20 protein-coding genes are annotated in these 25423 nt (G+C 44.4%); 7 read left to right on the top strand and 13 right to left on the bottom strand.

Features of this window, described 5'->3' with window-relative positions:
* Positions 1-22: 22 nt before the first annotated feature.
* A complete protein-coding gene (locus VCHENC03_RS14075; RefSeq protein WP_009705833.1) occupies positions 23-943 on the bottom strand; it encodes an HDOD domain-containing protein in 921 nt (306 codons plus the stop codon).
* Positions 944-1313: 370 nt separating this feature from the next.
* Between VCHENC03_RS14075 and VCHENC03_RS14070 the strand changes: the two genes are divergently transcribed.
* Positions 1314-1901, top strand: a complete 588-nt coding sequence (locus VCHENC03_RS14070) for a TfoX/Sxy family DNA transformation protein (protein ID WP_009705834.1) — start codon at positions 1314-1316, stop codon at positions 1899-1901.
* Between the two features lie 210 nt (positions 1902-2111).
* On the opposite strand, the gene VCHENC03_RS14065 is transcribed toward VCHENC03_RS14070, so the two are convergent.
* From VCHENC03_RS14065 to VCHENC03_RS14055, 3 genes are all read right to left on the bottom strand, one after another.
* Positions 2112-2660, bottom strand: coding sequence for a hypothetical protein (locus VCHENC03_RS14065; protein ID WP_005442235.1), 549 nt, complete (start codon positions 2658-2660; stop codon positions 2112-2114).
* A gap of 206 nt (positions 2661-2866) precedes the next feature.
* The gene (locus VCHENC03_RS14060) at positions 2867-3364 is read right to left on the bottom strand and encodes a response regulator (RefSeq protein ID WP_009705835.1); all 498 of its coding nucleotides are present in this window, start codon (positions 3362-3364) and stop codon (positions 2867-2869) included.
* The gene (locus VCHENC03_RS14055; protein ID WP_009705836.1) at positions 3361-5301 is read right to left on the bottom strand and encodes an ATP-binding protein; all 1941 of its coding nucleotides are present in this window, start codon (positions 5299-5301) and stop codon (positions 3361-3363) included. The genes VCHENC03_RS14060 and VCHENC03_RS14055 overlap by 4 nt, the downstream gene beginning before the upstream one ends.
* A gap of 185 nt (positions 5302-5486) precedes the next feature.
* Here VCHENC03_RS14055 and VCHENC03_RS14050 point away from each other — a divergent pair, with 185 nt between their 5' ends.
* The 4 genes from VCHENC03_RS14050 (at position 5487) to VCHENC03_RS14035 (ending at position 11243) form a co-directional block, all read left to right on the top strand.
* Positions 5487-6749: a DUF945 family protein gene (locus VCHENC03_RS14050; RefSeq protein WP_009705837.1), complete on the top strand. Its 1263-nt coding sequence runs from the start codon at positions 5487-5489 to the stop codon at positions 6747-6749.
* 131 nt (positions 6750-6880) lie between these two features.
* Positions 6881-7975: a 3-phosphoserine/phosphohydroxythreonine transaminase gene (gene serC / locus VCHENC03_RS14045; protein WP_009705838.1), complete on the top strand. Its 1095-nt coding sequence runs from the start codon at positions 6881-6883 to the stop codon at positions 7973-7975.
* 233 nt (positions 7976-8208) lie between these two features.
* Positions 8209-9312, top strand: coding sequence for a sugar ABC transporter substrate-binding protein (locus VCHENC03_RS14040; protein WP_009705839.1), 1104 nt, complete (start codon positions 8209-8211; stop codon positions 9310-9312).
* Positions 9309-11243, top strand: a complete 1935-nt coding sequence (locus VCHENC03_RS14035) for a GGDEF domain-containing protein (RefSeq protein WP_009705840.1) — start codon at positions 9309-9311, stop codon at positions 11241-11243. The genes VCHENC03_RS14040 and VCHENC03_RS14035 overlap by 4 nt, the downstream gene beginning before the upstream one ends.
* 185 nt (positions 11244-11428) lie before the next feature.
* Here the strand turns inward: VCHENC03_RS14035 and VCHENC03_RS14030 are convergent, their stop codons facing one another.
* From VCHENC03_RS14030 to VCHENC03_RS14010, 5 genes are all read right to left on the bottom strand, one after another.
* Positions 11429-11815: a hypothetical protein gene (locus VCHENC03_RS14030; protein WP_009705841.1), complete on the bottom strand. Its 387-nt coding sequence runs from the start codon at positions 11813-11815 to the stop codon at positions 11429-11431.
* 550 nt (positions 11816-12365) lie between these two features.
* Positions 12366-13379 (bottom strand): helix-turn-helix domain-containing protein, encoded by a 1014-nt coding sequence (locus tag VCHENC03_RS14025; RefSeq protein WP_009705842.1) that lies wholly within the window; start codon positions 13377-13379, stop codon positions 12366-12368.
* A gap of 574 nt (positions 13380-13953) precedes the next feature.
* Positions 13954-14898, bottom strand: coding sequence for a helix-turn-helix domain-containing protein (locus tag VCHENC03_RS14020; RefSeq protein WP_009705843.1), 945 nt, complete (start codon positions 14896-14898; stop codon positions 13954-13956).
* A 68-nt stretch (positions 14899-14966) separates the two neighbouring features.
* Entirely contained in the window at positions 14967-15902 is a 936-nt protein-coding gene (locus tag VCHENC03_RS14015) for a helix-turn-helix domain-containing protein (protein WP_009705844.1), read from the bottom strand.
* 166 nt (positions 15903-16068) lie between these two features.
* A complete protein-coding gene (locus tag VCHENC03_RS14010) occupies positions 16069-17076 on the bottom strand; it encodes a helix-turn-helix domain-containing protein (protein WP_232310327.1) in 1008 nt (335 codons plus the stop codon).
* A gap of 74 nt (positions 17077-17150) precedes the next feature.
* Between VCHENC03_RS14010 and VCHENC03_RS14005 the strand changes: the two genes are divergently transcribed.
* Complete coding sequence (locus tag VCHENC03_RS14005; protein WP_009705846.1) at positions 17151-17951, top strand: EAL domain-containing protein; 801 nt, start codon at positions 17151-17153, stop codon at positions 17949-17951.
* 3 nt (positions 17952-17954) lie between these two features.
* On the opposite strand, the gene dsdC is transcribed toward VCHENC03_RS14005, so the two are convergent.
* A complete protein-coding gene (gene dsdC, locus VCHENC03_RS14000) occupies positions 17955-18896 on the bottom strand; it encodes a DNA-binding transcriptional regulator DsdC (RefSeq protein ID WP_009705847.1) in 942 nt (313 codons plus the stop codon).
* 211 nt (positions 18897-19107) lie between these two features.
* Between dsdC and VCHENC03_RS13995 the strand changes: the two genes are divergently transcribed.
* Complete coding sequence (locus tag VCHENC03_RS13995; RefSeq protein WP_009705848.1) at positions 19108-20439, top strand: D-serine ammonia-lyase; 1332 nt, start codon at positions 19108-19110, stop codon at positions 20437-20439.
* Between the two features lie 87 nt (positions 20440-20526).
* Here VCHENC03_RS13995 and cydC read toward each other — a convergent pair whose 3' ends face one another.
* The 3 genes from cydC to trxB form a co-directional block, all read right to left on the bottom strand.
* The gene (cydC, locus tag VCHENC03_RS13990; protein ID WP_009705849.1) at positions 20527-22251 is read right to left on the bottom strand and encodes a heme ABC transporter ATP-binding protein/permease CydC; all 1725 of its coding nucleotides are present in this window, start codon (positions 22249-22251) and stop codon (positions 20527-20529) included.
* Positions 22244-24031 carry a heme ABC transporter permease/ATP-binding protein CydD gene (cydD, locus tag VCHENC03_RS13985; protein WP_009705850.1) on the bottom strand — a complete coding sequence of 596 codons (1788 nt, stop codon included), beginning with the start codon at positions 24029-24031 and terminating at the stop codon, positions 22244-22246. Before cydD ends, cydC begins: the two co-directional genes overlap by 8 nt.
* A 103-nt stretch (positions 24032-24134) precedes the next feature.
* Positions 24135-25094 carry a thioredoxin-disulfide reductase gene (gene trxB / locus VCHENC03_RS13980; RefSeq protein ID WP_009705851.1) on the bottom strand — a complete coding sequence of 320 codons (960 nt, stop codon included), beginning with the start codon at positions 25092-25094 and terminating at the stop codon, positions 24135-24137.
* Positions 25095-25423 lie beyond the last annotated feature (329 nt).

Genomic DNA, 25423 nt, shown 5'->3' on the forward strand with positions numbered 1-25423 from the left:
GCTTAATTTGAAGCTGGTAAGATTAAAGGCCGCTTGCGCTGAGTACTTCTTTAATTTCACTTTGGAAGTCAGTATCACTCATATTACTGAGATCGTACAAGACTTCTGCACCCGTTAGATTAAATTCTACTTCGTGATCTTCAATGCGTTCATCTTGATTGCGGAACATTAATAGATGGTTTGCGATACGAGCAATATCTAAATAGCTTACTTCAGGGCGAGCAGATTCGAACTTCTCATTCGAGGAGACTTCGCGGAAATCATTATCAAAGCCCCATTTTTCTAGCACTAACTTACTCGTAGCAGAACAGCGGGTTTGGAATATTTGTAGTGCGATATCGGCATCAAGGTAATTGCCGCGATCGAGATAGAGATGGTATTCATTGATTAGGCAGAATAAGCCAATGTCGGCTAACAAGCCAACCAGCAGTGCCTTTTCTTGCTCCAGATGCCCATAGGTCGCCGGCTCATGCTTACGAAACTCTTGAACCACTAACACCATGGTTGCGCCAAGCTCACGTGAAACCGCCGCACTTTTCACCAAGATGCTATTACACTCTTTAGTTAGGTTCACAGAGTGCTTCAACTGTTCAATCGCTTGTGCAGTGACGATATCCCTCACTCGCAGAATCCCAAGGCGTGAAACTGCCGTCGTTAGGTCATTGCATGTAATGTTGCGACGATTAAAGATGACAGAGTTTGCCACGCGAACAACAACTGCAGCCAAACCTGGATCTTCCAGTAAGGCATTTGCTACATCTGCAATGGTCGTGTGTTCTTCAGTGCAAAGTTGTTGGATCTTGAGGACGACATCTGGGATGGGAGGAAGGGAAATTTTGCCAGTAGAAATCGATTGTTCTACCAGCTGAGCGAACTCAGATTCGAGTGCCTTTATGAGCTTATCTTTATTATTAGGTAGCCAAAAAAATGATAAATGTTCCATTATGACGCTGTGCTTGAGAGCTTTCGTACAGTGTACCCTCACAGTATGTTAGTTATCAATTAAATACCTAATTCGCTCTCGCAATTGCCGTATTAATCACCATGATGCTTATTTTTTGGCACTTACTGCGTCAAAAAAACATCGGGTGAAGATAAGTAAGTGTGAAACTAATCACGTATGTTGAATTTGTAGTTTGGCATCTGTGACATAGATCCTAACTTATTTTTCAACGTTAAGTATGATTAAGACAGTTGGTGAGCGCAATTCACAAAAATATCGCCAACATAACGACAATTTTTAATCGCTATAAGCTGCTGTTCAATCTGGTGACATCGCTAATCGGGGTAATTTATTCCAATTAAAGAGGTCAATGGACATGACAGACCAAGCTTTTTTTAACTATGTAAGCAATTTTAGTGAGTACCAAAAACGTTCAATGTTTGGTGGTATTGGTTTATTCAGCAATGACGCAATGTTCGCGTTAGTAAGTAACGACTGTTGTTATTTACGCGGCGGAAATGGGTTGGATGATGAGTTTACTCAACTAAACTGCGAAAAGTATAAGCACGTCAAAAAACAAACGACGGCAACCGTAAACTATTACGACGTAACAGATCTGTTTGATTCGAGCTTTGATGGGCTAGACGAACTGTTACAAAAATCAATTGAATGTTCTATTAAGGAACGCAAATACCAAAAGTCTTCTGCCAGTAGACGTTTGCGCGATCTGCCAAATATGCAGTTAACGCTCGAACGCATGGTAAAGAAAGCCGGCATTGATGATGTCGACACATTTTTAGAACTTGGACCGGTAGAAGTATTCAACAAAGTCAGAGTTGCTTACGGCAGTGACGTTGATGTGAAACTTCTATGGAAATTTGCTGGTGCGATCGATGGTATCCACTGGAAACTAATCCAAGAGCCACGCAAGAAGCAATTGCTAGCGATGTGCGAGTAAGGCGCTTTAGTTTCACGATGATTGACTCGTTTAGGATGAAGTTAGCGAGTCATAAAAGGTGAGTGTTAAAAGCGACAAAAGGAAGTTGATGCTTTTAGCCACTTCATTCGAGTTAGTCATTGCTACAAATCAGTTATCAGAAAAGAAAAACCGAGGCAGATGCCTCGGTTTTTTATTTGTGCTTCTATGGCTGTTCAATCAAGGGATTGATTAGAACTTGAAGCGAGTAGTGAACATCACTTGGTCACCGTAGAAGTCGTTAATACGCGCTTCTGCACCTAGAGAGAATAGCTCTGTAGAGTGGAAACGAGCGTAAACAGAACCAATCCAATCGTCATCGTTATCGATAGATACGTAGCCTGCTTTACCACCCACTTCTAGTTGTGGACCAAGCCATTGGCGTACACCAAGGTTCAGTTCCATACCAACGTCTGTGCTGCTAGAGTTTGATGGTTGTACAACACGCATTAGCATTGCACCTGTTAGGTCAGCCCAGTTGTTTAGTGGAGAGTGGAAGCCAAAACCCGCTGCTGAATCGAAATCGCCATCGAACTCAGAATCGATGCGTGCAATCACGTGTGCATTTGGGTGGATTGATTTGCTGAAGCCAGCACCGAATGTTACTGGGCTTGCACCAATGCGAGCTTCCATGTAGTCGTAGCTAAAGTTGCTCATTGTTGCTGGAGCGTTGTAGTCGTTCGCAGCTAGAGCTTGGCTAGATGCCAGCAAAAGGGCAGCGGCTAATAGTGTTTTACGCATAACTAACGATAAACCTTGTCTTATAGTTCCATGGATCCAAGTAACCACTTGAACCGTAATCTGATTTGTTCGACATCATAATAAAAACCAAGGGCGACGACCAACAAAAAAGTGTCGATGTTTTGTCAAATGAGTCAATTGTGCCAAGTTAACAGCAAAAAACGCGCCATGTTGGGGTGACGCGGCGCGTTTTTGTGTTTAAAGGATTATTCGCCGAAGCTTGCTCGTCTATCTGCCATGGCGTTAAGAATCGATTCTGCGTCTAAAATAGAAGTCCAGGATAGGAGGTTATCATCGTTTTCTATCATAAAAGCAGTCAGTTGCGAGACGATCGCTTCTCTTAATTCTTCACCTTTCCAAGGTTTAGCAATGTAGTAATCAAGACTTGCGTGGTTAACTGCTTCTACAGTGTCTTCAAGCCCTGCTTGTCCAGTAAGGAGTACTTTTCGAGCGGATTTAGTGTCACCATTTTGACTGAGCTCGATTAAGAAGCTGATGCCTGTCTGTTCTGGCATGATGTGGTCACACAGAATTAAGGCGAGCTGAATACCATCTTCCGCCATTTCTTCAATCACTTGTTTGGCTTCCGTAACAGATTCCGCGCCTTCGACCACAAAGTTATCTTCAAATGGGATCAAATCCTGAAGGACACTATCCAAGACTTCTCTTTCATCATCCACACATAAAATCAGATATTTAGTCATGCTTCATCTCCTTCTTGAGTGATAGGTAACCAGACGGTCATGCAAGTGAAATGGTTGAGCTCAGATTCCACTTCTATCCAGCCTTTATGGCCCGCCATGATTTGTTGGCAGATAGAAAGTCCGATTCCTAAACCGAAATTACCTTCTTTCTTCGTTGTAAAGTTGAGTTCAAAAATGGCTTTTTGTTGTGATTCTGGAATGCCGCATCCGTTGTCTTTGAATGAGATGACAGCATAAGTTTGACTGCCTTTCTCGACCAATCTCGACTGAATCACCAGTTCCCCTTTGTCTGGGAAAGCATCAATCGCGTTGGAAATAAGATTGGTCCACACTTGCTGCAGCGCAATCGGCTGGCAAAGGGTGTTTGGTAGCTCAGCATAGTCGGTCGTGACCTTGTGCATTTTGAGTTTGTTTTCAAAGATCACCAACGTATCTTCTATGCCTTCATGCAGGTCTGCAAAATGCAAACTCTCATCATCAGAGCGGGCGTATCCCTTCAAGCTTTTCACCATATCAGCAATCCGAGCGGCGCACACATTTATCGAACGCAGAGAGGCACCAACTTGGTGATACTGCTCTAGGGTTCCCAAGGCGTGCAAGGGTTCGGTTTTTTGACGGTTGAGCTGCGCTATCAAGGTTTGGTCAGATTCGAGTCCGAGATTAACGACTTTCTTAGCGAGCGCTCTGTCGGGTAGGTCGGCGCTTAATTGTTTCACTCGTTCCCGTAGCTCGGACGTAGAAGCGGGTTTGACGCGTTGGGCTTTGGTCAGTAAGGCAACGCCTTTTTCTTGAATGTCATGGCTAGGAAGCTCTTTGAGCAGATTCTCTAACGTCAGTGTCAGGTTTTCTACACCCCGCAAAATTGCCGCAATAGGGTTGTTCAGCTCATGAGCGACCCCAGCGACAAGCTGGCCAAGCATTGCCATCTTTTCACGCTCTATTAATTGCTGGTGGGCGGATTCTAACGACTCTAAGGTTTTTTGCAGTTGCAGCTTAGTATTAATGCTGCGCTGCAAACGTCGGTTGAAATGGCGTAACAACAAGTTGGTAAACAAAGGAAGCAAATTTGAATCGCTCTGCATTACCTTCCGAAAGACTTTTCGATCCAGTTTGATTACTTCGGTTTTGGTGAGCGTTAAGGCTGTCGAGAAGGAACTTTCTCCAGTAACAAACGACATGCCGCCGACAATGTTACCTTTCGAATGTCGAACCACTTCGCGCTGCATACCAAGTTCGTCGCGTTTATAGAGTGCCACTTCACCACTGGTAATAAACCATAAGAAGCTATTTGGTTCGCCTTCTACCGTGAGCAAGTGTTCTGGTGAGTAGGTACGGCAAGCCTTGGTATCGTCATTTTGTTCAAAGAAATGTTGCAGAGCACTGATGACTTGCTCTGCCAATTCTCCGTCGGAAAGGGCGTGATAGTCGTTTAGGAAACCTGCTTGGTAGTTACTCATCTGATTTTCGATGTGCGCACGGAGCAACTTGTGCTGGTCGAGGATTTGACTGTAGCTGAGTAAGTCTTCTCTGTCGTAACGCAGAATAAATTGGGTGAGCTCTTTCTGTGCTGTGTTGAACAGAACCTTGTCAGGGAGTGGCTTAGTTAAGCAATGGTCAAGCCTACCTTCGTTAACGGCGGTTAAAATCGCTTCAATATCCGAAGAACAGCTGATCAGTATTTTGCGCGCTTGTTCAGTATGAGGCTTGCGATCCAAGCCAATAAGGAAATCGACGCCGTTAAAATGTGCGTGATGACTGGCAATGACGAGTGCCACTTTTTGCTCTCTTTCTTCGAGATATTCGAGAGCGCTCTGTGCTTCTTCTATCGATTCCACAGAGAGAATATCAAACTTACTTGAGAAGGCTGACAACTCCAATCGAAACTGTTCGGCACTGATTGGATTGTTGTCGAGGCACAGTACAGCGTAACGGTTCACAGCGGTTTGAGCTCCGGTTAAAACTTGGCACTAACAACATATCAATTAAATGTAAGAATGGGTGGGAGCTGGGTATTATTCTCGATTAATGAACTAAAATAACCATCAATAGTCTGATATATCTCAATGTTTTATCCGCTTTGGGTTTGGGTTAGACTGAGCACAAATACTCAATAAGTGACGTTATGGAAAATCTAAAAAAAATCGGTGCCATTGGTGGCGCTATTTCTCTTGCGCTATGTTGGCCGCTAGCGGTTGGTCAGATTGGTCAAACTATCATTGAAGATGGCATCGCCAACATGAACGATGAAATGGTCAAAGGTGAAATCGTGGAATATGACCGCGGTTACCTGTCTTCAGTCGTTCTGACGCGTTACACCGTTGTCGACCCAGAAATCAAAGCGCAGCTTGAGCGCGATGGTCTGCCGACTGCATTTGATGTAACCAGTGACGTGACTCATGGTTTAACAAGCCTAAGTGCTGACTCTAAATTGGTGGATGCTGACTTCTTGCCACTGACGATGCACAGCAAAACCCAGTTGAATGGCAACACCGATTTCACGTTGGATCTTGCTAGCTGGAATTACCAGAATGATGCTCAAGGTATGCACCTTTCTTCAAGCCCTGCTCAAGTGAAAGGTAATGTAACGGTACTGGGTGATTTGAACTACCAAGTGTCGATTCCTTCGGTACAAATTGATTTTGAAAATGGCGAAGAGATTCACCTAACAGAGCTAAAAGGTGAAGGCAAAGGTAAGCAAGCAAAAGGTTACTGGCTTGGTGAGCAGTCTTTCTCACTACAAAAGCTGGATGTCGTTGATGCGCAACTTGCTCCTATGTTCCTGATTGAGAACGCAAGCTACAGCGGCAATACCTCGCTTAATGAAGCGGGCGATAAGCTAAGCACGAAACTGGTGCTGGATGCGAAGCAAATGCGTTTAACAGATGGCACAGACGTTGATAACTTTAAGTTGGATTTTGCTATTGGCGATGTAGACAGCAAATCTTTCGATGAAATCATGTCAATCTACCAAAGCTCGCCAATGCTGGATGAGCAAGAAGTTCAAAAACTATTGCCACACATTGATACGTTGTTTAGCAAAGGCTTCAACCTATCTGTGAATGAGTTGTCTTTGGCATTTGGTGAAGGCAAGTTCCGCAACGAATGGCAATTATCTGTGCCTCAAGGTACTGACCACATCACTCAAGACCCAATGAAGTTGATGACGGCGACAAATGGTTCTCTAAACACTTACTTCTCGGATGAACTCGTGGATCTTTACCCATTCATTCAAGAAAGTGTGGATGAGCTGATGGTGATGGAGCTTATCCAGAAAAAAGACAAAGGTTATGAACTAAAAGCGCAAATTTCTGATGGGAAATTGAAGTTCGAAAACGGACAAGAGTTTCCTTTAATCGCACTGCTTATGCCAGCCTTGATGCAATAGAGAAGTTTACAAAGTAAGTTTTTAGCTTTTTCAGTTTAAAAAGAGGTCGTAAGACCTCTTTTGTTGTTTTTATCCCTGCCAAAACGTGATATTAATTTCGTAATCTTTACTTAGCAGGAGCAATGAGCATCATGGAACAAAATACGGACAACGTATTTAACTTCAGTGCAGGGCCAGCAGGTCTGCCAAAAGCAGTCATGCAGCAAGCACAAAAGGAGCTAATCAACTGGCAAGGTCTTGGTACTTCAGTGATGGAAATCAGTCACCGAAGCAAAGAGTTCATCAAGGTTGCAGAAGAAGCAGAGCAAGACCTTCGTGATCTTCTGAACATCCCAGACAACTACAAAGTACTGTTTTGCCAAGGTGGTGCTCGTGCTCAATTTGCCGCTGTTCCACTTAACCTTTTAGGCGATGCGGAAACTGCGACTTATATTGATGGCGGTTACTGGGCAGAAAGCGCAGTAGCAGAAGCGAAAAAGTACTGTGAACCAGACGTCTTCAACGCAAAGACGGTTATCGACGGCAAAGCAGCTGTATTGCCAGCGGCAGAATGGAAAATTTCGCCTGACGCGGCTTACGTGCATTTCTGCCCGAACGAAACCATTGATGGTATCGAAATCAACGATCTGCCAATGACGGACAAACCAATCGTTGCTGATATGTCTTCAACCATTCTTTCTCGTGAAATTGACGTTTCAAAATACGGCGTGATTTACGCGGGCGCTCAGAAGAATATTGGTCCTTCAGGTATCGCTATTGCGATCGTTCGTGATGATCTGCTTGGTCTAGCCAAAGAAGTACTGCCAAGCATTTTGGATTACAAAGTGTTGGCAGAGAAAGAGTCAATGTTCAACACGCCACCGACATTTGCTTGGTACTTATCTGGCCTTGTATTCAAGTGGTTGAAAGCGCAAGGCGGCGTAAAAGCGATTGAACAAGTAAACCGTGATAAAGCCGCGCTGCTTTACGATTACATTGACCAATCAGACTTCTACCGCAATGGTGTGCATTCTGCGAACCGTTCTTTAATGAACGTACCATTCCAACTTGCTAAGCCTGAGTTAGACGGTACATTCCTCGAGCTAGCAGACGCGAAAGGTCTGAAAGCACTAAAAGGTCACCGCGCAGTTGGCGGTATGCGTGCTTCTATCTACAACGCAATGCCACTAGAAGGCGTACAAGCCCTTGTCGACTTCATGCGAGAGTTCGAGCAAGAATACGCTTAATCGCGACCTGTGATACAATCCTTCAAAGCGTCGCATTAGCGGCGCTTTTTACTTTCTGCAGAATCGCTATTTTCTAATGGAAGCACACGCACATTTCCAAATGGCGATTTTGAACAACCATCCGCTGTTCGCTATCTTTGTAACATCATCAATTTTCGAGAAATCTAGTGAGAAACCTCTGTCTGACATTTCTGCTTTGCTTATCTTCCTTTGCAAATGCACAAGAGATCCAAGTGTGGAGCGGTATTGAGTACTCTACCGTTGCTGAGATCCAAGAGCGTTTTGAGGCAGAGACGGGCAACAAGCTAGCGATTCGTGAGTTTGACGTAAACAACATTCGCTCAGAGCTGTTATTAGCAAAACAGACAGGGATTACGGTACCTGATGTGATTTGGGTGCCTTCAGATTTTCTAGGGCTACACGATTATTTCGATTTGGCTAAAATCCCTTCGAGCTGGATTGATGAAAAGAGTATTGAGCCAAAAGCGCTTGAGCTGGTCTCGGTTGATGGAGCCATTTATGGCGTGCCTCTTGGATTGGGCAATCACCTTGTGTTGTACGTGAACACAAAGCTAACCAAAGATCTTGAACCGACGTGGGAAGAGCTGCTTGAAGAGGCTGAGCAGGGAAGAACGACGCTGGCGATGCAATATCCGAATATGTATTTTTTGATGTCGTTTGTTCCAATGTTTTCTGACCATCGTTCTAAACCGGTCACAGACATTGACGTTGGTGCTTTAGCTGCTGCGCTGAAGTTTTATGGTGAGCTTCCTGTCGTGGGCGTTTTAAAAGGCGAATACGGCCAAGATCAGGCACGACAACAGTTTATCGATGGTGAAGTGGCGTACTTAATTGATGGTGATTGGGCGTTAGGGGAGCTCAAACAACACTTTTCAAAAGAGCTGAAAATCAGCGGCTTGCCGACTTACAACAACCATCACATGCATTCGTTAAGTGGTGGCAAAGTGCTGGCGTTTAATGCTGAAGCAATGGCAAACCCAGACAAGCGCCAAGCCATGCGAACCCTAGCGACGATTGTACAGAAACCTGAATTCATCGAAGACGTTATCATCAACCAGAATCTGATTTCGACCAACCGCTCAATCAATCGTAAATGGTATGACGCAGACAGCACTTACTACAGCGATCTCTATACTCAGTTGAACCCAGCTTATGTTATGCCGAGTACTGTCGAAATGGCGGTCACATGGGAAGCGTTGATTCGTGGCTACAAACGCTTCCGTGCAGGCATGCCTGCTGAATCCGCAGCAGAGTTTGTGGTGGATTTCATCCAAAAACACTCTCAGCATATCCATAAACGTAGGAAGTCATCATGATAAGTTTACGTAACATCCTAACTTTGATTGTGGTGCTAGGCTCTTTGCTTCCTGCTTATTGGGTCGGGACTAGTATGATCGAAAAACACCAAGAAGATCTGCTGGTGGAGAAAGAGATCAAGCTTGTTAATACCAATCAAGGTATCAAGAAAACAGTGACGGAAGATCTGACGTTCGTCGCGAACTTAACACGTTGGTACTCCAAAGACCGTTTGTTGGTTCAAGGCATGGATAACGTGCTGTATTCAAGCATCATCTGGCAGATGATCGAAACGTTTGAAGAATTGGCCGTTAACGTTAGTACCACCTATATCATCGACAAAAACTGGCAGCCAATGTACGAAAGTAATGGCTCCGTTTACCATTTAGAAACCAGCAAACTGCTTAACAAAATACGCGCCGCTAGCGATGTTTATAAGCAGGGTAAAATGTTCCACACCACTTACTTTGATGAAGGGTTAGTCTTGGAGGGGGGACAAAGTGGAATTGCCTTCGTTAGTCCGCTTTTGCCGTATACGCTGTTGCCTGGATCAGAGTATGAGCCGCAAGGTTATCTAGTGGTGTTGGTTTCGTACCAAGATTTGATTCGTATCTCTCAGCCTTTCCTCTATGCGCAAGAGAGCGTGAACTTCCACTACGGTGACATCAACAAGTTAAAGACGGATAACTCTCGCCATGTGAGTGAGATAGAGGTGAACAACAGTAACTTTGTAGAGCCACTTGAAGTCACTATGGTGCACACTGTTTCTGACGCTGTGCGTAACCAAGACCTTATGCGCTCGAAGCAACAGCTGCTCAATATTATCATCGCGACGCTCATTGTGACCCTGTGCTTTGCGATCGTCGCGAGCCGTTGGTTGACTCAACCTATCAGGAAAATGGAGCGGGTGGTACGTAGCTTTAAAAACAACAAGCGTCCGGATCTTCAACCTAAGCAGTTCCAGTTTAAAGAGTTTAGGCAGTTGATGAGGTTGCTCGACTCGTTGTGGCTTCAGTTGACCAACCACATGGATGAATTGGAGATCAGAAACCAAGCACTGCGAAAGGCAAACCTGCAAGTCCAAGAAACCAACGCACAGTTAGCGAACTTTAACCAAGAGCTAGAGCATCGCGTTGATGAACAAACGGCAGAGTTACGTGCGAACTTGACCCGAGAAGAGGCGCACCAAGCTAAATTGATGACCTTGATTAATTTCACCACCAGCCATGCAGGTGTGGGGTATCACGCGATTCCGGAAGTGATTAATTCAGGTTTGATCAAGCTCTTCCCTGATTCAGACATGCGCTTTAGCTTTGAAAAACCGGACTGTGAACGCGTTAAAACGATGCGCTCATCAACGGGTTCTGAGTTGGGTTACTTCGACTACGGTACTTATTCGATGAACGAAGAGGAAGGCATCCTTCTAGAGCTATTCAAGAAGCAGCTCTACTCTTGGCTTGAATTGGAAGAGTTCGCTCGTCGAGATAAATTATCCAAAAGCTTTAACCGAAAAGCGTTTGATGAAGACTATGAGTATGCGCGCCAGTCTGTTGTTCAGGGGCGTTGGCATAGGATGTCGATTCTTATCATCGATATTAACGGATTGAAGACGTTGAATGATACCTACGGGCACGATCGTGGTGATCTGTTAATTGCTAAATCCACTCAACTGATTAAGACAGTACTTCAAGGTAAGCACGCCCTGTATCGGATTGGTGGCGATGAGTTTGCGGTGATTGCACAAGATATGAATGCCGCAGCATTAGATGAACTGATTTCAGCTTTGGAAGCATCTCAGCAAGACAAATGGATAGAGCTATCAGGGCAAAACCGTCACCCAGTTCAGTTCTCTGTTGGCGGTGCATCGAGTGAGTCAGTGGCGCTGGAAAATCTGTTCTCTATCGCAGATGAAGCCATGTACGAGAAAAAACGCGCTTTCTACCAAAAGTAAGCCGCTATTGGAGTAGGGCATAGATATCAGGTCCTATTAATCTAGCGCTACTCGCCTGAATACAAAAAGCCCTTGTTGTCCGTACAGCAAGGGCTTTTTATTTGAGTATGGTGATGCAGTTATTAGTTATTGTTGCTTCAGAGCCCTAGCTGTTGCTTTGGGAGCTCGTTACTACATCAATGGCTCTACTTTAAATGCAAGGTTAATGGCTTTGAGACTGCGATAGATTCAATCGGTGAAGCGTCATCAAGTGGGTAAGAAATGCTAGAGCTAATAATGCCTGCATTGTAGAGGCAGTACACAAGATCCAATTTGATGTTGTTTTGCTCTAGCTCCACACCTGTAAATACCGAACCGCAATCCGAGATCTCGGTAAGGTTCACCGCCTTTTGCAACGATATTTTTAGTAGACGATCTTCTGCGTCGTAGCTAAACGCTCTTACTGCAAAATCATCAATGTCGATAATGGACTGATTTTCCTCGTCAGTATCAAGAAAAATTGGATTTACTTTGTCCCTGTATCGGATTGAGAGCGTTCCGTGCAAATCAAATGGGTAGCGAATCTTTTTCATGCGTTTCACCTGTGAATAAACGTATAGCACTTTAACGCTTCATCTTAACGACTATGAAGCTTGATAAGATAGCATTTACAAATTGATACATACCCCTATTGCTAAGTATCGGGATATTCAATGAGTTGCGTTTGTTTTTTATACGATACACTGTCGATTGAGCAGTGATACCTAATGAGTTCTCAACGCGGATATGTACGGATTAAATGCTCTAACTTAATCAATCCTAAGCATATTATAAAAAGCTAAACTGTTATCTGCCTAGGTAATGCAGCAAATAGGATTTAGAATGGAAACCAATAAGTCAGAGCGTTCAGTTTTTGGCTCAAGTTTCTTAATAATGCGCTCTGGGTACGTTACCGTTGAACTCGTTGATGGCCGTATGCGTAATGTAAGGTCGAAAACTAAATGCGGGCGACGTGGATAATAAAAAGGCCAATCACAACAGGTTAGGAGGGAGAGTCTGCTGTTATTGACCTTTTGATGAACAGTGTCGTTCAAGCACAGAGCGGGGCAGCTGAATGCCGAAACTTTCGTTCTTTGTCGCTAATTAACAAATGCAGTCAGGGTGTTCCGTACAGGTGTCACACTGGCGGTGAGTGCAAACGCCGCAACAAGTGAGCAAGTAGAGAAACTCAGGCTGCGTGAACAGTTCACTGGTTTCAATATACATGATCGCTCTGGTGTAACGCTTAGACCCGACTTTAATCGCGCCAACTGGGTTTTCACCTTCGTAAGCGGCGACACTAAAGCCCATCTTGAGCATAACATCGACAGAACTTTTGAGTGTGACACTCGCGTAATAGTGATGAATATGCGCATTTTGAGCCAAAAAGGTAAATTCAGTGTGTAACTGCCTACGGAAAACACGTTCATTCTTCGAGTGTTGACTGATGGCGTAGTAAGAATATACCCCTTTATCTTTCAGCGGTTTGGTGAGTCTTAGGTCAATGACATCGATCGGTAAGCGGTTTTTCTTTACTCGATCAATTTCATTCTCTAATGTTGGCTCGGTAAAAAACAAGCCAATGTTATGTCCTACTAACTCCCCCCGAGAAAGGTACTTGTAAGCAATTGCGCGACCATCCTTTTGGTATTCCACCAAATCGATAGTAGCCAAATTGTGCTTAATGTTGAGCGACTTCAATTGATTGTGGAAGTTGTTCAAACTGTGAATGAACTCTTGTTCATTACTTTGGCTGAGCTCTTCCTCTTCAATATTATTGTGCTCTACCGGACATGGAGTGTTGTAATCAATCCCCGAGATGATCGACATCGCATCCTGGTAGCGTTGCTTCAACGACAGTTCAAATTGCTCAACTTCATCCTTTAAAGATGAGTCTAATCCCAAACTGCACAGATAAGGCAGCAAGTTGTTTTCAAACGCTCGTAGGACTCTTACTCGACGGCTTAAGCTTGGTTGAGTAATGCCCCGTTCCCATCGACTGAAAGTGACACAGTCTATATTAGCTAAATCACCACCTAATAGATTTAACCTTATCGATGCTTGCTCCTGAGTTAACCCTAATGTGGTTCTTATTGCTTTTAGATAACTCCCGAACACTTTACTTTCCCCCATAGGTTTAAAACATGTCCATAGCTAATTCTTATTTTTCGTTTAAGTTATGTGCATGACATTCCTCTGCCAAATATGTCAATTGTTGGAAATGTTATTCCATTTACTTACGACCCTTTAAAATTGACTTGGCTTATAGGAGGTTGAAAATGCATTAATATTTATGTTGTGTTTGATCATAAATATCATGCAAATCATATTGTGTTTGTTATTAAATTGAGAAGGCATTGTGCTTATTAAGTCGATTGAAGATGCCTAGTGATGGCCAATACTGTCCTAAAATAGATGAAAACAGCCTTGTAATTACAGTCTTTTTTAGTACTTGGTCACGTAGGTTAATGAAATTTATACAATTATACGTTCGGTAAATCATTTTTTGCTGTTATCTTAAAAATGAGAAAGGTTCACGGGAAAGAACATATTTCATATGAGTATATTAGATGTAATTATAAGGTCCTTTCTTCACTGAATTTATTATTTATCTATTAGTGTCAATGCACTAATAGACGCCGTAAGTGAATTTACGGCGCTTAATATATTTCAGGAAAGCCTTATTTAGCGTTTAACGTTTTGCAGTATTTGCTTGGTGTTGATGGAGTAGATATATCATTGAAGGCTGTGCAAGAAGTACGGCAGTATCCACTTTTAGTAAGCATTTGCGATAAGACGTTTTGCCTATGGTTACCGAACCCGATTTGTCTGGCGTGTCATAAGCGACTTTCTCAGCCCCCAAGCTCACTAAATAATCGGTAAATTGATTATCGAACGCGTAATAGTACAACTCAGTGATATTGGAACGTCCTGCCAAGTAATCCACCAACGTCGGATGAAGCATCATAAAGACTTGTTCGCTAGCGGCATATCGGCTCAAGCAACATAGTGCCATACCTCGGTTTTCTGAGTAAGCGCGAGCTTGGCTAAACGGCAAGGTTTGGCTTGGGTTATGAAAATGAGCGTCCAAATCTTCAATCCGGAAAAGGAACGAAATCGAGTGCCCACGCACTTTGTTCGTCTCGCTGTCTTTGTAGACTTTGGCGATTAACTTATCGTCATTGTGCATCGTCACGTAATCGAGATCGAACATCCCTGGGTAATGCGCGTCTGAATTGAGAAAGAAGTTTTTTAAGCGAGCCAGATCGGCGTCAACATGCTCAGTGAAAAGCGTCTCTTCAATGATCTCGACTTCTTTACTCGGTTTTAGCTCTTCGTATCCCGATGTTAGGAGCATCGCTCTCTGCGAATGAAAGCGGTCGTATAAGATGTCATCGAGCATGGTGCCGTCCGGAGACGGAATGGACAGCAAAAATGGCTTTAAGTCTAATGCGAGTTCACGAAGTACTCGGATCGCTTTAACCGCGTTTGGTGATGTTGTGTTTCTTTCCCATCGACTGATCGTTACAGAGTCGATAGAGGCAAACTCTGGGTTTGCGAGGTTGAGCTTTGTGGCAAGTTCCCTTTGCGTCAAGTTGAGCTGATTTCTCAACTGTTTTAAATAGTCTCCAAACATACACTTACCTTGTTTTTATTATGGAAAGGAAGCCAAAACTAATTGGCTTCTTACACTAGGGTAGTTGATTATTGAGGATATTGTTTTTTGAGAAGGAGAAGCAACTCAGGGCGTGTCAGCCAAATCGCACTGTCGAGTTTAAGTAAACAGCGCATGTACTTTTCTGCACCGATTTTGACGATGCCTTGTTCGCTCGGTGCGTCGAAAGCCACTTTTTCGGCGCCGATCCCAATCATATAGTCTGCCGTGAGTTTATCGATGGCATAGTAGTAAAGGTCTTGAACGTTCGCGTGAGTCGCGAGGTAGTCAATACCGGTTTGATGGTCAATCCAAAAGGTAGGCTCATCAGAGCAAAAATGGGTTAACGTACAGATTGCCATCTTTTTGTTGCTTGAATAGGCTTTGGTCTTTTTTATCGGGATCTTAAGAAACGGCGAACAATAATAGTCTTCTAAATCGTCGGCATGGAAGAAGAAAGACAGCGAGTGCCCCAGCAATCGTCCAGACAGCTTATCGAGATACTTCTTGCCGTAAATCTTATGATCTTGCTGATATTGGTATAGGTCGACGTCAAACAAGGTGTCGTACTCAATGCCAATTCCACTCAAGAAGTTCTTCAAACCTGCTTCGTATTTTTCCCCTCTGGATTCAAACAGTGGTGCCTCAAGCACATTACATGCTTCAACCTCTTGGTTTGATTGATACGAAGTATTCATCAAGACATCTTTAGGAGAATGGTAACGCTCTTTCAGATAGTGATTAATCTGAGTCTTGTCCTCATCAATCTCGATGGAGAGAAGGTAAGGCCTTAGATCGTTGGTAAGGGTTCTGAGTACTTTAACCGCTTTAACCGGATTCGGTGCGGTAGTATTGCGTTCCCAACGACTGACCGTTACAGAGTCGATAGAGGCGAACTCTGGGTCTGCCAAGTTAAGTTTTACCGCAAGTTCCTTTTGCGTAAGATTTCCCTCGATCCTAAGCTTTTTCAGGTAATCCCCGAACATACATTGCCCTCATAATAACTTGAATCGTGTTTCTTACACGTGCCTACATTAATTGTAGAAACTATTTTTATGCTAGGCAGTGTCACGTTCAATCATGTCAATAATATGTCTGGATTTGGTTATATCCTGTTCATCTATATAAGAAAGAAGTGACACTTATTAATAATTATTCGCGTTTTAGAAGCTCGATGATCTCTGGTCTGGATAACCAGATAGCGCTATCAACTCGGTATAAACAGCGTTTAAAAGATTGATTGCCAATTTTTACAATGCCGTTTTCATCGGGTGTATCAAAAGCAATTTTCTCTGCATCTAAACTATTCATATAATTGACTGACCAGTGGTCAACAGCATAAAAGTACATATCATGAATGTTGGCATGTGAGGCAACGTATTTCGCACCAAATGCACTGTTTTGCCAAAATACAGATTCAATCGACGAATAACGAGAGATGGTACAAACCGCCATGGCTCGGCTCATGGAATAAGGGCGAGCTTGCTGCAATGGCACTGGATAAAATGGCGATGAGAAATACTGATGTAATTCGTTAGCATCAAATAAAAACGAGATACTATGGCCCAGAATTTCTTTACTTTCTTCATCCGTGTATTTGCGAGCGACCATTTTGTTATCGAGCTGATATTGGTACAAATCGATATCGAACAGCGCTTTGTTATCGAGCGACAAACTATTGAAAAAGTGTTTTAGGCTAGTTAGGTAATCATCCTGATCGCTTTCTAACAGCTGACTTTCCGAAATCGCATTGCATTTCGATTGTGTGTCATAAGAGCTGCTCATTAATGTTGCCCAAGGCGACTTAAATCGATATTCAACAATCTCTTCAAATATGCCTTTTCCTGACTCAGATGGCAGCGTGATGAGAAAGGGCATTAAGTCGGTGGTGAGTACTCTCAGGATTCTGATGGCTTTTACCGTCGTTGGAGCCGTCGTTCCTCTTTCCCAGCGGCTAATAGTTACTGGGTCAATCGAGGCGAAATTTGTGCTCGCGAGGTTCAGTTTGGTCGCGAGTTCTTTTTGTGTTAGTCCAATCTCTTCCCTGAGTTGTTTTAAGTATTCCCCGAACATCAATTTCCTCGCATTTTTTGTTCTGTAATAGGTTATTGATTGCTCTGTCATTATAGGAGTCGCATAGCAAAGCTCAAGCAAACCCATTTTTCGATGCCTACTATTGTGTATTACGTTCCCTTAATCTTTATATTAGAGATCTATTGTTAACGGTAAGACCCATGAAAAATTCAACGAGGGAGGATGAATGTAAAACGGTCTTTGCGGATATTCGTAAAGGCGCTTTCTATCCCATCTTTCAACCAATCTATGGATTGCAGCACGGCCACAAAATTGGTGCTGAAGTGCTAACGCGATGGAACACGCCAAGATGTATCGAAAAATCTTTCCGTTGTATCGAGGAAGAAGGGTACGCCAATTTTTTTACTAAACGATTATTCAAAAAGCTTTCAACGTGTTTGGATGAGCTTCCTGAATCGATTGGCTTCATTTCGGTAAATATTCCACCTTCTTATCTTTCCAGTCTGTCTTTTTTTGCCGATGTGTTGCCCTTATTGAACGCATGTAAGCGTATGGGAAGCACGTTATGGCTTGAACTGACCGAGCAGACGCAGTACCCAACAGAGGTGTGCGATAAGTTAATGTTTAAGATCAACCTACAGTTGTGCCAAAACTTGGGAGTGAAAATTGCGCTGGACGATTTTGGGCGAGACAATCATAAAAATGAATCCATCATTCGGTATGTATCGCCAGATGTGGTGAAGCTCGATCGAAGCTTACTCAGAAGGCAAGGCATTCAATATGAGAAGTTCTGGCAACGTTTGGCGTCTTGGAAGCACCAATACAAATTTGATTTGGTTGCCGAAGGGATTGAAACATCCGATGAACTGAATTTCATGCAAAGTTTGGATGTGAGTTATGCGCAGGGTTATTACCTGCACAGACCAAGTATGGTTTCGGATTTATGCCCAAAACTCTCTAAGCCTAGCTCAAACCATGGCTCATCGGCGATGTGGGCATAACATTTAGCGGTTCCCTGCTTGCTGATTTAACCAACCAATGAAAAGTGCCAACTTGCGTGAGTGCTTTTCATTGGCGGTGACCACATAGTATTTCTGTTTACAGCGAAGTGCTCTCGCAGAAAAAGGCGTAATAAGTGCGCCGGATTTCAACAAGCTTTCGACAAGAGAAAGTCGGCCAATGGCAACGCCGGCGTTATGCATTGCCGCTGTAACCGCAAGATCGGAACGATCAAACGAGATACTCGGGATCCCTTCGATGTCGTTGAGCCCATTTTCACTCGCCCAGAGCGCCCATTCATCATGATGCGAGTTGTAGTCCCATGCTTGTTTGTCATGCAGTAATGTGGCGCTCACAAGTTTATCTGGGGCATCAATGAGTCCCAGTTCTTCTGCGTACTTTTTGGTGCAAACTGGAACAATACTTTCTTCCATCAGCTCTTGGTGCCACAGTTTTTCTGGCATCTGCTCGTCGAAGTAAATGGCAGCATCAATGCCATAGCCTTGGAAATTCACGTTCTCATTACCCGTTAGTATGTTTAGCTCAATCGACGGAAACTGCTGTTTAAACGAGTAAATGCGCGGAACCAGCCAGCTTTGCGCAAAGGAAGGGCGGGAGTAGATGGTCAGTTCGCCCGAAACATCGCCACACTTCACTTCCATTACTTCTTGGTTTAACTCATTCAACGTTCGGTTAAGGGCTAGATATATCCGTTCGCCTTCTTCGGTCAGGGTTATCTTTCGATGTGACCTTACAAACAGCTTGATGCCAAGTTCTTCTTCCAGTTTGTTGATGCGATGTGAGATGGCGCTAGGGGTCATGGAAAGCTCTTCCGCAGCAAGGGAAAAAGAGCAGTGTCTCGCTGCTACTTCAAAGGTGTGTAACTTAGAAAGCTGAAAACTGTTGATGCGCTGATGCTTACCGAAAATGGTGTCGTTGGTGTACATGGCTAATGAATGATTTGCTGCTGTTGATTGGATAATAGGGCTTTTGTGTGTTGTATGTTGAGCTAAAAAGACTTCTTGTCCGCAAAATTCCAACTTAATCACGTTTTTGTTTTAATCCAGCTCATGTGAAAGTGATTTTTGATCGTTTGTCATCTTTGGCGAGAGTTTGGTTAAATAACGATTAAAGACAGTAACTTGCAACTAGGAACCAATGACAACCTACAATGCACACGCACTTGCTACCGAGTTTCCTCTGGTTAAGCGATTGATTGATTTGGAAGAGGTGGTTTGGTTCAACCCAAATATCACCACACTTGAAGAAGGCTTGCCGTTCGTTGGTTTAGGTGTTGCCAACATCAAAGACGCCAGTGAACGACTAGAGCGCTTTGCTCCATACTTAATGAAAGCCTTCCCTGAAACGGCGGCTTCTAACGGAATCATTGAATCGAGCGTGGTCGGCATCGACAAGATTAAGTCCTGCTTGGAAGCGCAATACGGCACTCAAATCCTTGGGCGTTTGATGCTTAAAAAAGACAGTCATTTGCCTATCTCAGGTTCTATTAAGGCACGTGGCGGTATTTATGAAGTGTTGACACATGCGGAGAAGCTGGCGATTGAAGCTGGGCTTCTAAGTGAAAGTGATGACTACAGCAAATTGTTCAGTGAAGAGTTTCGTCAGTTCTTTCAGCAATACAGCATTGCCGTGGGTTCAACCGGAAATCTGGGCATGTCTATCGGCATCATGAGTGCAAAACTTGGCTTCTCTGTATCGGTTCATATGTCGTCAGATGCGAGAGAGTGGAAGAAAAACAAACTGCGCTCTCACGGCGTGAATGTAGTGGAATATGAGCAAGACTACGGTGTTGCTGTTGAACAAGGACGCAAAGAAGCAGAGAAAGATCCAACTTGCTTCTTTATTGATGATGAAAACTCTCAAACCTTGTTCTTAGGTTATTCCGTTGCAGGTGAACGTTTAAAGCAACAGTTTGATGAGATGGGTATTGTCGTTGATTCGAACCACCCGTTGTTTGTTTACCTACCATGTGGGGTAGGCGGAGGCCCTGGTGGTGTGGCGTTCGGCTTGAAGATGGCTTTTGGTGACGATGTGCATTGTCTCTTCGCGGAGCCGACACATTCTCCGTGTATGCTGCTTGGTGTGCACACTGGTTTGCATGATGACATCGCGGTGCAAGATCTTGGTATTGATAACATTACTGCTGCTGACGGTTTAGCGGTAGGTCGTGCGTCTGGTTTTGTTGGCCGAGCGATGGAGAGACTGCTTGATGGGTACTACACCATTACGGATGAGCGCATGTATCACCATCTAGGTGAGCTTAGCGAGCTGGAAGATATTCGTTTAGAACCATCGGCGCTTGCAGGCATGGTTGGTGCGGTGCATGTTTCTAGCCATAAAGCTTACCAAGCGCGAATGCAGTTTACTGAAGAGAAATTAAGCAACGCGACTCACTTAGTTTGGGCGACCGGTGGCGGCATGGTACCGGAAGAGGAAATGTCGGCTTATCTGGCCAAGTCAGGTCGTTAAAGAATTTTGCACTTGTTATGGGAACAGCGAGAGCAAAAGAAAAGGGCTCATCAATTGATGAGCCCTTTGTCTATTTGAATCCCAGTACTACAGAGATTGTAATAGCTGGTGGTAACGACCTTTTTCTGCAAGCAGTGCTTGGTGGCTACCTTGTTCGATGATTTCGCCTTGTTCCATCAAACAGATGTTGTCCATGCTTTCCAACTCAATCAAACGGTGAGTAATGAATACGACCGTTTTATTGGTGAAGTGTTGCTTGAACAATTCCATCACTTTTTGCTCAGTACGCTTGTCTAGACCTTCAGTTGGTTCATCAAGCAGTAGGATAGGAGCGTCACGCAATAGCGCACGAGCAATACCGATACGACGCTTCTCACCACCAGACAGTTGACGACCGCCGTCACCTAGCCAAGCATCCAGTCCTGGTTCGTCTAACAGATTCGCCAAGTCCACTTTAGTTAGAATGTCAGCCAGCTGTTCATCTGTTGCTTCTGGAGCTGCAAGCAATAGGTTGTCACGCAGTGTGCCATTAAGCACATCCACACGTTGGCTAACTACTGTGATTGCAGCACGCAGATCGGATTCGCTCCAATCTTGCAGAGGCGCACCACCAATGCTGACTTGACCTTGGTTTACATCCCAGTAGCGACAAAGCAATTGAATAAGCGTCGATTTACCTGAACCGGTTTGACCAACAATCGCCGTTTTTGAGCCCAATGGCAGTGACAGTGTTAGGTCTTTCAGCACTTTTTGCTGGCCATCAGGGTAGGTGAAATCAACCTTGTCGAACTCAATATTTAACGGTTTATTACCTTCACGCTTCGATGTTTCAGGGAAGACAACGTCTGGCTCCGCTAAGGTGATTTCGTTCAATCGACGTGCGGATGTCAATGTTTGACCTAGGTATTGGAAAGCACCAGCAATTGGCATCAGAATTTCAAAGCTTGCCATGGTTGCAAATGCGAACAGTGCAATCCAAGGATCTGGAGCACGACCGCCGACACCATCCGCAGCAAACCAAAGCATTGCAACAAGGGTTAAGCCGTTAGCGAGCATCAACAAGCCAGATGCCATACCAGTGAGGTTTGCGTTAACAAACTGGTTGGATAGCAGCTGTTTTTGCTTTTCTAAAATCACGTTACGGTAACGCTCTTCTGCACCAAACAGGCTCAGCTCGCTGTAACCTTGTAGCCAGTCCAGTGTTGCTACGCGCAGTTGTGCTTTGTTTTGAGTCAGGTGTTCGCCGTTATGTTTGCCCAGTTTGTAGAACAATACCGGCCACACCAACAGCATTACCGTCAGGATACCGCCAAGCAGTAGCGCAAGGTGCCAGTCAAAGAAGGCAAGTACTGCGGTTAGCGACAAGATACCGAAGATGCCAACAATCACAGGGCTGACAAGACGCAAGTACACGTGATCCATCGCGTCTACGTCTGCCACTAGACGGTTTAGCAGATCCGCATCACGCAGAGTCGAAACGCGACCAGGGATCAGTGGTGCAAGCTTCTTGAAGAAGAAGATACGTAGATCCGTCAGTAGTTTGAATGTTGCATTGTGGCTAACTACACGCTCGCCCCAACGGCCCGCAGTTCGTGCCATCGCAGCGCCACGAACGCCAGCGCCCGGAAGCATGTAGTTGAAGGTTTCACGAGCAATAGTCAAACCCGCTACCGCCGCCGCAGAGATAAACCAACCGGATAAGGTGAGTAGGCCAATAGAAGCAGCCAGCGTTAGAAACGCTAGAAGCATACCGAGTGACAAACCAAACCAGTGCTTTTTATACAGTTTTAGATAAGGGAGTAAATCACGCATCTAAGTTCCCCTTGTCTGATTCACGTTGAGCTAGGTTGGCAGCCAACATTTCTTTAAACAAACCATCTTGTGAAGCCAACGTTGCGTAATCGCCACGTTGAACGATTTGACCCTCTTGCATAACCAGAATCTGGGAGACATTCTGCAGCGGTGCGAGTTGGTGAGTGATCATCAAGTTAGTGGTGGAGTCAGTGTATTTACCGATGCCTTCCATAACTAATTTCTCGCTTCGAGCATCCAAACTTGCGGTTGGTTCATCAAGTAGCCAAAAACGGCCGTTTTGTAACATCGCACGAGCAAGAGCAAGACGTTGTGCCTGACCAACAGACAAACCGCCAGAGCGATCAGAGATTTGGTAATCCAGACCGTGCATTTCAACAAATTCTGCAGCGTGGGAGTCACTCAGTACAGAGTGGACTTGCTGGTCTTGAATATCCTGCTTACCTAGGGTGACGTTGTCACGAATGCTGCCGTGCAAAAGCATTGGGTTTTGACCAATCCAGCTGATGGTTTCGCGCCATGTCGCCAAATCCAACTCGGAAAGTTCACAGCCGTTAATCTTTAAGCTGCCTTTGTATGGCATAAAACCAAGGATGGTATTTACTAAGCTAGTTTTGCCTGCACCACTTGGGCCAACCAGTGCGGTGCTTTGGTTCGCTTCTAGCGAGAAGGATAGGGGACCAGCAAGTTGTTTACCTTCAGGGCTGAAGATAACAAGGTCTTGAGCTTCGATATGAATCGCTGCGTTTGGCTCTACGGCCTTGTTGCCGTCTTTTACTTGGTCTACATCTAGCTCTAGAAATTCAACAATGCTTTCTGCTGCGCCAACTGCTTGTTGCTTCGCATGGTAGAAGGTACCAAGGTCACGCAATGGCTGATAGAACTCAGGCGCAAGGATCAGAATAAACAGACCTGCAAACAGTGTTACACCTGTGCCGTAGTAACCGAAGTTGAGCTCTCCGATATAGCTAAAGCCAAAGTAAACTGCCGTAATCGCAATTGAGATAGAAGTGAAGAACTCAAGAACTGCTGAAGATAGGAATGCAATCTTCAATACATCCATTGTGCGAGTACGGAAAACTTCAGATGCACCTTTTAACGTCTCGGTTTCTGATTGAGTACGGTCGAACAAACGGATGGTTGTCATTGCTTGCAAACGGTCATAAAAGTGACCAGATAAACGTTGCAGAGCTTTGAAGTTCTTACGGTTTGCGTCAGCGGCTTTCATACCCACCAACGCCATAAACATTGGAACCAATGGTGCAGTAATCAGGAAAATTAAACCCGCTGCCCAGTTAATTGGGAAAACCACCACTAGGATGATGAAAGGCACCAAAACAGACAACGACATTTGCGGAAGGTAGCGCGAGAAGAAGTCTTGCATGTCTTCTACTTGCTCTAAAATCAACGTTGCCCAGCTACCTGCTGGCTTGCCTTTGATATAAGCAGGACCAAGTTGGTGAACTTTATCGAGAATCAGTTGGCGGATGTAAACGCGGATCTGTTCACCGCAACGATATCCAGCGATTTCGCGTCCCCAAGTACAAGCTGCGCGACCGATAACGGTGACACCAAGTCCGACGAAGTACCAAACGAGTTCGGATTTGTCGACTTGTTCAATAATGAGTTGGTGGAGAATGGAGGCGAGCAGGGCTGCTTGAGCCAATAAAAACACGCTTGATAGTACGCCTAGGCCTATCGCAACCATCAGCCAGCGCTTGGCCAACTTACTTTGTTGCTTAAGCCACTTATTCAAGCTGCTTTGCTTTTTCTTATCCATCGTGAAGGCTTAATGATAATTGTTTTAATGAGGCGGTAGTATACAAAAGAAAACCCAGCGGGAATACCGCTGGGCTTTAAGGATATGACACAAATGTGAAAAGTTATTTGTCAGTAAGTGCGTCTAAGAAGCGTTCTGCATCTAAAGCTGCCATACAGCCAGTACCTGCAGAGGTGATTGCTTGACGGTAGTTATGATCCATCACGTCGCCTGCTGCAAACACACCTTCGATGCTTGTTTGCGTCGCGTTACCTTCAAGGCCGGATTGAACGAGGATGTAACCATCTTTCATATCGACTTGGCCTTCGAAGATTTGCGTGTTTGGTTGGTGACCGATTGCGATGAATGCACCCATTACATCGATATCTTCAGTTGCACCGCTGTTCACGTCTTTAATGCGAACACCCGTTACACCCATGTCGTCGCCTAGCACTTCATCTAGTGTACGGTCAGTGTGAAGAACGATATTACCGCTTTCAACTTTATCCATCAGGCGTTTTACAAGGATCTTCTCAGCGCGGAATGAATCGCGGCGGTGGATCAGGTGCACTTCTGATGCAATGTTTGATAGGTAAAGCGCTTCTTCAACAGCAGTGTTACCGCCGCCCACAACCGCCACTTTCTGATTGCGGTAGAAGAAGCCATCACAAGTTGCACAAGCTGAAACGCCGCGACCTTTAAATGCTTCTTCAGATTCAAGACCTAGGTATTTCGCTGATGCACCAGTAGAGATGATCAACGCATCACAAGTGTACTCACCAGAGTCACCTTTCAGACGGAATGGACGTTGAGACAGATCCACTTCGTTGATGTGATCGAACACGATTTCTGTTTCGAATCGTTCTGCGTGTTCTTTCATGCGTTCCATCAAACCTGGGCCAGTAAGACCTTCTGCGTCACCAGGCCAGTTTTCTACTTCAGTTGTGGTCGTTAGCTGACCACCTTGCTGCATTCCCGTTACTAGCACAGGGTTTAAGTTAGCACGCGCTGCGTATACTGCTGCGGTGTAACCTGCTGGGCCAGAACCAAGAATTAATAATTTACAGTGTTTTACGTCGCTCATTATGGCTCCATAGAGGGCTGAACATTTCTCCCGATTGTATGGAAATTCTTAGTGCTTTAAAAGCATAAACGAAAGGAGCGGATCGAATTATTGGTTATAGGTTAGAACTTGCTGATGTTTATGGAGAGGTGTTCCAGACTAGAATAAAATTCTGTTTATAGTAGAGAGTTCTAGTTTCAAATACTGCGCAAGCTCCGTTCTGAATGTTTAAACTGCTGTTGATATTAATTGTAGTGCTAAGTGTCGTTTTTTCTTTTTTGTTGAAGCTATCAACGTCAAATTCTGGTAATTGCAGAATATTTGCGTATCCTAAGATGTAAATTAAATGT

The organism is Vibrio sp. HENC-03 (genome assembly GCF_000305755.2).
Taxonomy (GTDB): Bacteria; Pseudomonadota; Gammaproteobacteria; order Enterobacterales; family Vibrionaceae; genus Vibrio; species Vibrio owensii.